Source organism: Bacillus sp. GW823-FHT06B01, from assembly GCF_058952315.1.
Genome location: NZ_JBXAHR010000019.1, coordinates 1 through 7,846, shown reverse-complemented (window position 1 = coordinate 7,846; position 7,846 = coordinate 1). Strand labels below are relative to the sequence as shown.

The following is a 7,846-nucleotide window of genomic DNA, read 5'->3' as shown; positions in this document are numbered from 1 at the left end:
TAAGGTTATACCTCAAGAATATACAAATATTACATGTAGATTGTTAGATATAGAGGTATCACAAACAGTAGAAGAAATAGAGTGGATAAGTGAAAAAATATTTGATGAGGTACTTGCCGAGGCAGCGGATTCAATTATTGCGTATAGAGGAAGTTACCGCTGGGTACAAAGCTTTGAACAAATAGAATTACCAGAAATCCAGGATAAGCCTAAACATCTGAGAGAAGGTGGAGTATATATAATCACAGGCGGATTAGGCAAAATAGGTACTATATTAGCAGAGTACTTGGCAAAGACAGTGAAAGCGAAGCTTGTATTAATAGGACGTAGTGGGCTACCAGAACGAGAAGAATGGTCAGAATGGTTCAAGGAGCACGGTGAAGAAGATATAGTTAGTCAACGGATTAAGAAAGTTCAAGAGATAGAGGCTCATGGTGGCGAAGTATTAGTATTAAAAGCAAATGTTGCAGATGAACAGGAAATGCAGGTTGCGATTGATAATGTTATTCGGAAATTTGGTACTATTCATGGAGTTATTCATGCCGCAGGCATTACGGGTGAGCAAGAATTATGTCCAATTTCTGATACTGATTCTACGTTTATATCATCACATTTTATTCCGAAAATTTGTGGTTTATATGTATTAGAGAAGACATTAAAGGAAATAAATATTGACTTTTATATGTTAGTATCTTCTCTTGCTGCAACTTTAGGAGGACTTGGTACAACGGCTTATGGGTCAGCAAATATATTTATGGATCATTATGCGCAAATGAGGAGCAAGAATAGTGAAGATGCAGCGCAGTTCTGGTTAACAGTAAATTGGGATGGAAGCGCGACGGATGAGGAAACAGTAGAAGCTTTTGCTAGATTATGGGGAGAGGTGACTGTTCCTCAAATAATAAGTTGTACGAATGGGTTTGAAGAAAGCTTAAAGAGGTGGATTACCACAATTTCGGATTATGGAAAAAAGGAACTAATTTTCCGTGATAAGGGTATTCGAAATGATCATAAAAGACCAAAATTAAAGAATGTGTATGTTGCACCAACAAATGAGCTTGAAGAAAAAATAGCTGAGATATGGGGATATGTTCTAGGAATTAAACAAGTTGGTATATATGATAATTTTTTTGAACTTGGTGGGGATTCTTTACTTGGAACTCAATTAATAGCAAGGTTAAGAAGTGCATTTCAAATTGATGTTCCTCTTAAGTCTCTGTTTGAGACATTGAATATTGCGAATCAAGCAATTTTAATAGAAGAATTGCTAATACGCTTGATTGAGGAAATGGACGAAAAGGAAGTTACACGCATTCTAGAATTCGAATAAACAAAAAGGATTTTTAAAGGAGTGAAACAATGAATATTAAACAAGTAGGTGTAATTGGAGCAGGGGTAATGGGGCAAGGTGTATCCCAAGTACTTTCTCAAAAAGGATTCGAAGTAGTATTAGTTGATACGACAGAAGATATCTTAGAGAATGCAATAGCTTCAATTAAAAAAACTTTACGGTTTGAGAGGCTATTAAAAGGAGACGAGGAGAACCTTAATGAAAGAGATACTATATCACGTATAAAAATAACGACACGTTTGGAAGATTTAAAAAATGTAGATTTTGTTATTGAAAATGTGACTGAGAAGTGGGAAATAAAAAAGGATATTTACCCTGTAATTGATGATATTTGTCCAAAACATTGTATTTTCGGCGTAAATACATCGGCATTATCTATAACAAGAATCGCTGCTCAGACAAAGCGACCAGATAAAGTAATAGGTATGCATTTCATGAATCCTGTACCTATGAAGAGTGTGGTAGAAACGATAAAGGGATATCACACATCTAACGAAACAATTTGTGCAACAAACGAATTATTAAATGGGATGGGCAAAGAAAGCATAATTGTGAATGATGCTCCTGGCTTTGTTTCTAATCGGGTACTCATGCTTACTATTAATGAAGCAGTATTTTTATTACAGGATCAAGTGGCAACGCCTGAAAATGTCGATAGAATTTTCAAAGAGTGTTTTGGTCACAAAATGGGTCCATTAGAAACTGCAGATTTAATAGGAATAGATACAATATTATATTCAATTGAAGTATTATATGAGAGTTTTAATGATAGTAAGTATCGACCATGTCCTCTTTTGAAGCAAATGGTGAATGCTGGTCTGTTTGGGAGAAAAAGCGGGAAAGGATTTTATGATTACTACTCATACTAAGCTTATTAAATTAATATAGAGGTGAAAATGATGGGAAATATTAGAACTGATTTGAAAGGGTTTTTGCTAACGCATATCAATAGTCGCGATTTACGAGATAACGATGATATTTTTTCATTGGGATATGTTAATTCTTTGTTTGCTATGGAATTAATTATGTTTATCGAAAAAAACTTTTCTATAAGTATAGGAAGAGAAGATTTAGAAATAGATAATTTTCGTACTGTTGATGCTCTTGTTAAACTTGTAGAACGTAAATTAGCATATTAAAAAGGAGACAAAATACATGAAGAACATTCAGAAAGTAATAAATCAACTTGAAAAATTTAACACATATATTAAAGAATTGAAAGAAGTTTCTATTGATGTATTAATAGAGCCGGTAAAAATAGGAAAATGGTCTGCGATTGAGATTATTTCCCATATACAGTTTTGGGATAGATATTTAATTGAAACGACTATACCTATGTTACGACAAGGGGATGAAATTCAATTCCCCAACCATGATAATTATAATGAAAATGCTGTTTTGTATGTAAATAATGGAAAAACAACAGCCGAGGTCATTAACGAAACTATTAATTGGCGTAAAAAGCTATTACGTGTACTTAGTGAAGTACAGGATGAAATAGTTAATAAACCCATTGTTATTAATGGTAATTATTATTGTCCGAATACTGGTGAAAGGTATACACTTTTATATCTATGTCAGGAATTTGCGGATCATGATTTACATCATATTCACCAAATAAATGAGAAGCTTAATAGCATTAGATAAAACATTATGAAATAGGAGGTATATGTATTATGAGACTAGAGTTGACTAATGAACAGCTTACTGTGAAAAAAAAAGCCCGCGAATATGTTGATACGCATATTTTGCCATATGCTGAAGAATTTGATCGTAATCAGGAAATTCCTAAAAATGTAATTCGTAGTTTGGCGGAAAAAGGATATTTAACCCCTATGGTTCCAAAAGCCATGGGGGGGCTTGGTCTAGACCTTATTTCTATTGGCTGTTTAAATGAGGAAATAGGCAAAGGGTGTTCTTCTATAAGAAGTTTAATGACTGTACATGGAATGGTTACTTTAGCGGTTATGAAATGGGGGACCGAAGAACAAAAACAATATTGGATCCCACAGTTAGTGAGTGGAAGGAAAATTGCTTCTTTTTGTTTAAGCGAAGCGTCAGCTGGTAGTGATATAAAAAGTATCGAAACTAAGGCAACTATTTCGGATGCAGGTAGTATTATAATAAGCGGACGTAAAAAATGGATTACATTTGGACAAATTGCTGATATTTTTCTTGTCTTTGCACAATGTGATAATGGATCTGTTGCTGTTTTAGTAGAACGAGATACTCCGGGACTATCTGTAAAACCCATTCGAGACATTTTAGGGGTCAGAGGCTCTATGATAGCAGAAGTGCATATGAATGAATGCAAGGTTCCAAAAGAGAACATAATTGGTGGAATGGGGATGGGACTCTCGTCTGTTGCTGTTAATTGCTTAGAATACGGAAGGTACACTGTTGCTTGGGGGTGTGTAGGTTCAGCTCAAGCTTGTTTAGATAGCAGTGTCAATTATACAAAACATAGGAAACAATTTGATTCATTTCTTAAAGATAATCAATTAATTCAAAAAATAATTACTAATATGGTAGTTAATGTAAAGGCATCTCGTATGTTGTGTTTAAATGCAGGATATTTAAAAGAAAGTGGAGATCCAAAAGCTATCATGGAAACTTGGATTGCTAAATATTTCTCAGCGAGAACATTATCTTCGGTTTCAAGTGATGCGATTCAAATTCATGGCGCAAATGGTATTATTTCAGATAATGCTGTACAACGACATTATCGTGATTCGAAAATTATGGAAATCATAGAAGGTACTACTCAAATGCATGAGATTCAAATCGGTAGTAATGCACATAGAATCTTTACTGAATAGATTATTTTAAAAGTTGTTATTTTATTGTGTAACTATATAAAATATTCTTCTCTGGAAATACAGATGGCTGATATTTCATGCAAAGTAAAATGTGAAAATAATATTTTGATGAGGTGCATATGTTAAAATTGATGTCCTATTTAGAAATTGTAGATCTAAAATGGCTAAACGAGAGATTACCAGATTACATAAGAGATATAACTAAGGTGGAAAAAAAGATTGTATATAGGAGTCCCGTCACAATAATTTGCAAGTTAATTTTAAGTAGCTCCTCTAAAAATGCAATGATGGATAAAAAAAATGTGTTATTAAAAATAAAAAGAGCGAATTCCGAAGTGATAAATAAAGAGTTGATTTATTACAATAAACTAGCACCCTTGATGAATTTAGATTCGCGGATCCTATGTTATGAGGCAGCGTCATTAAAAGAAAGGTCAATATCTTATCTATTAATGGAAGATTTATCTGAATCACATTATACACCAGATTTTGCCCTTCAGCCGTATTCTAATCAATGTATGCAAGTCGCAGATGCTCTAGCTAGTCTTCATGCTAGTTGTTGGAATAAATCAGGGTTTTTAAATAAGGTAGATAAAATATCAGGTGATTATACTCATAGAAGGTTCTTAACCCATCGTTATAATGAAACAAGGGAAATAATGGAGCGTTTTATATTTTTTATGGGGGATAGGTTATCTAATAGGCGTCAGAAAATTTATTATCGTTTACTTGAATCGTCTTCTAGTATATTTTCTGAAAGATTTAATGATTTAAATAACCTCACTTTTGTCCATGGTGACGCACACTTCTGGAATTTTCTCTATCCAAAAGCGGATAGTGACTATGGCAATAGAGTCAGATTGATTGATTGGGAGTACTGGGATATCGGCATAGGGTGTGCAGAGCTTGCCTATACATTCTCTTTATGGTTATATCCGGAACAAAGAAAGTTAATGGAACCAATTATTTTAGATAGATACTATAAAAAATTAATTCTAGCTGGAGTAGAGAATTATAGCTGGGGTCAATGCAAGCAAGATTATAAACTGGGTATCTTACAAAATATGTTTCTGCCTAGTTGGCATTGGAACAATAATGAGAGGGCTGAATTATGGTGGAATCATTTAGAGCGAAGTTTTCTTGCATTTGATGACTTGAAATGTAAAGACTTACTCTAAGTTTGGAGGGACAGGAAAATGACTGTAAGATCTAATAACAAAAAAATCAAGTGTCTTGTATGGGATTTAGATAATACTTTGTGGGATGGTATTCTTTTAGAAGATCAAAATGTAGAATTATATGAAAAAGTTTTAGAAACAATTCGTGTATTGGATAGTAGAGGTATTATTCAATCTATATCAAGTAAAAATGACTATAACCTTTCTATGAGAAAATTGGAGGAATTAGGAATAGATGAGTATTTTTTGTATCCACAAATAAACTGGAGTCCAAAATCAGAGTCTATAAAGTCTATATCAAAGCTATTGAATATTGGTTTGGATACTATTGCTTTTATCGATGATCAATCATTTGAACGTGATGAAGTCAGCTATTCAATTCCAGAAATACTTTGTATAGATGCAACCGCTGTGCCTGAAATTTTAGATATGCCAGTAATGATACCAAATATCGTAACTGAAGATTCTAGAAAAAGAAGAGTTTTGTATATGAATGATATTGCTCGTAAGGTTGCTGAAGAAACGTTTGAAGGACCTAAAGAAGAGTTTTTGGCTTCTTTAAATATGAAGCTCACCATTTCATTTGCTAATAAAGATGACTTGAAGAGAGCTCAAGAATTGACAGTTCGAACTAATCAGTTAAATACAACGGGGTATACGTATTCTTATGAACAGTTAGACGAATTCCGTTTATCAAAAAATCATAAATTACTTATAGTCGAATTGGAAGATAAATATGGTAGCTATGGGAAGGTCGGTTTAGCTCTATTGGAATGTAACAAGGGGTGTTGGACCATAAAGTTATTTTTGATGTCATGTCGAGTAATTTCAAGAGGAGTGGGAACAATCCTAATTAATCAAATCATTAATATGGCTCTAAAGGAATCCGTAAAGTTACGCGCAGATTTTTTACATAGTAAATATAATCGTATGATGTATGTAACTTACAAGTTTGCAGGATTTCAGGAAATAAACTCGAAAAATGAGAAAGTTTTATTTGAAAATACATTGACTGATATACAACCTCACCCATACTATATCAAAGTCATTTTTGCATAAGGTATATTATAAATAAGGAGGCATATTTTGGGATATGAATCATTATGCTAATGAGAAACGGCGATCTTCTTTATCATCGGCCAAGTTAGAGCTACTACAAAAAAGGCTGAGAGGAGAATTTATTCAGCAACAAGAAGAGGGACATATAGATATTAAAGACTTTATTAGCCAACGGGATAAATATCCACTATCTCTCCAGCAAAAAAGGCTTTGGTTTTTAGATGAATTATTTCCAGGAAATTCAGCATATAATGAAGTGGTTGGTATGCGAATCAGAGGATCATTAAACTTAGAGGCACTTCAATATAGTATAGATGAAATTGTGAAACGCCATGAAAGTTTACGGACTTCATTTACATCTAAGGGAGGAGAGGTATATCAGGTTATAAAAGAATCTATACAGATAAAAATAGACTTTATAGATTTATCTCACGCACCAATTAATAACAGAGAGCTTAGATTAAAAACGATTAGCAGTGAGCGTGTTAACATTCCATTTAATTTTAATAAAGGTAATTTGCTTCGCCCAGTGGTAATTAAATTAGATAAGGATGAACACGTTTTTTTAATAATTACTCATCACATTATTTCTGACGGTTGGTCTATTGGGGTTTTATTTAAAGAACTTTCTTACTTTTATAAACAATATAGTTCAGAAAAGAAGGAAATCTTACCTTATCTTTCTATACAGTATAAGGAGTTTGCCTGTTGGCAGCAGCAAAGTATTCAGAGTTCAGCTTTAGACAAGCAAATAAATTATTGGAAAGAGAAGTTATATCAATTACAACCTTTACAACTTTATACAGACTATCCAAGACCAGATGTTATGACATTCAAAGGAAATAGTGTCTATTTTGAAATTCCTAAGCAATTACTAGATAAACTTCGAAGGCTCGGCAGCCAATATGAATATACGTTGTATATGCTCTTGTTAACTGCTTTTAAAGCTCTGCTATATAGATATACTAATTCTAATGATATTTCTATTGGAACACCTGTAGCTAATCGTGGAAAGATAGAACTTGATCAATTAATTGGCTTTTTTGTTAATACATTGATTATTCGAACTAATTTATCTGGTGACCCTACGTTTAAAGAATTATTAGAAAGAGTTAAGCGTGTCGTAATTGGGGCAATGCAAAATCAGGATATTCCTATAGAAAAGATAGTAGATGAAATTCACTCTGAAAGGGATTTAAGTAGAACACCATTATTTCAAGTTATGTTTGCGCTTCAAAATGCACCGATGGATCAAACAGTTCTGTCGGGTATGGATGTAACCAACTACAATGTAAATAGAATGTCTTCAAAATTCGACATATGGCTTAGTCTTTTCGAACATTCAGATGGTGTAAGGGGAGTGTTTGAATATTCAACAGATTTATTTAATGAAAATACAATTAAACAAATGATTGATCACTATTATTGCATTTTAGAAC

At 33.1% G+C, this 7,846-nt stretch carries 8 protein-coding genes; all 8 read left to right on the top strand.

Going from position 1 to position 7,846, the window contains the following annotated elements; genetic code table 11:
* Positions 1–1,330, top strand: a 1,330-nt coding sequence (locus AC1Q8N_RS28640; RefSeq protein WP_493521514.1) for an SDR family NAD(P)-dependent oxidoreductase, incomplete at its 5' end; no start/stop codon positions are given.
* 29 nt (positions 1,331–1,359) lie between these two features.
* Positions 1,360–2,220 (top strand): 3-hydroxyacyl-CoA dehydrogenase family protein, encoded by an 861-nt coding sequence (locus tag AC1Q8N_RS28635; protein WP_098080782.1) that lies wholly within the window; start codon positions 1,360–1,362, stop codon positions 2,218–2,220.
* Between the two features lie 30 nt (positions 2,221–2,250).
* Positions 2,251–2,490 (top strand): acyl carrier protein, encoded by a 240-nt coding sequence (locus AC1Q8N_RS28630; RefSeq protein WP_218923295.1) that lies wholly within the window; start codon positions 2,251–2,253, stop codon positions 2,488–2,490.
* A gap of 16 nt (positions 2,491–2,506) precedes the next feature.
* Positions 2,507–2,998, top strand: coding sequence for a DinB family protein (locus AC1Q8N_RS28625; protein ID WP_098080784.1), 492 nt, complete (start codon positions 2,507–2,509; stop codon positions 2,996–2,998).
* Between the two features lie 29 nt (positions 2,999–3,027).
* Positions 3,028–4,170, top strand: a complete 1,143-nt coding sequence (locus AC1Q8N_RS28620) for an acyl-CoA dehydrogenase family protein (RefSeq protein ID WP_098080785.1) — start codon at positions 3,028–3,030, stop codon at positions 4,168–4,170.
* A gap of 119 nt (positions 4,171–4,289) precedes the next feature.
* On the top strand, positions 4,290–5,348 hold the full coding sequence (locus AC1Q8N_RS28615; RefSeq protein ID WP_098080786.1) for a phosphotransferase family protein: 1,059 nt from the start codon (positions 4,290–4,292) through the stop codon (positions 5,346–5,348).
* Between the two features lie 18 nt (positions 5,349–5,366).
* Positions 5,367–6,407, top strand: coding sequence for an HAD-IIIC family phosphatase (locus AC1Q8N_RS28610; RefSeq protein WP_098080787.1), 1,041 nt, complete (start codon positions 5,367–5,369; stop codon positions 6,405–6,407).
* 34 nt (positions 6,408–6,441) lie between these two features.
* Positions 6,442–7,846: condensation domain-containing protein (locus AC1Q8N_RS28605; protein WP_493521513.1), on the top strand; the 1,405-nt coding region annotated here is incomplete at its 3' end.

Excerpts from the sequence above, each read along its gene's own strand:
- AC1Q8N_RS28635 (WP_098080782.1), top strand. The coding sequence starts at position 1,360 with ATGAATATTAAACAAGTAGGTGTAATTGGAGCAGGGGTAATGGGGCAA.
- AC1Q8N_RS28630 (WP_218923295.1), top strand. The coding sequence starts at position 2,251 with ATGGGAAATATTAGAACTGATTTGAAAGGGTTTTTGCTAACGCATATC.
- AC1Q8N_RS28625 (WP_098080784.1), top strand. The coding sequence starts at position 2,507 with ATGAAGAACATTCAGAAAGTAATAAATCAACTTGAAAAATTTAACACA.
- AC1Q8N_RS28620 (WP_098080785.1), top strand. The coding sequence starts at position 3,028 with ATGAGACTAGAGTTGACTAATGAACAGCTTACTGTGAAAAAAAAAGCC.
- AC1Q8N_RS28615 (WP_098080786.1), top strand. The coding sequence starts at position 4,290 with ATGTTAAAATTGATGTCCTATTTAGAAATTGTAGATCTAAAATGGCTA.
- AC1Q8N_RS28610 (WP_098080787.1), top strand. The coding sequence starts at position 5,367 with ATGACTGTAAGATCTAATAACAAAAAAATCAAGTGTCTTGTATGGGAT.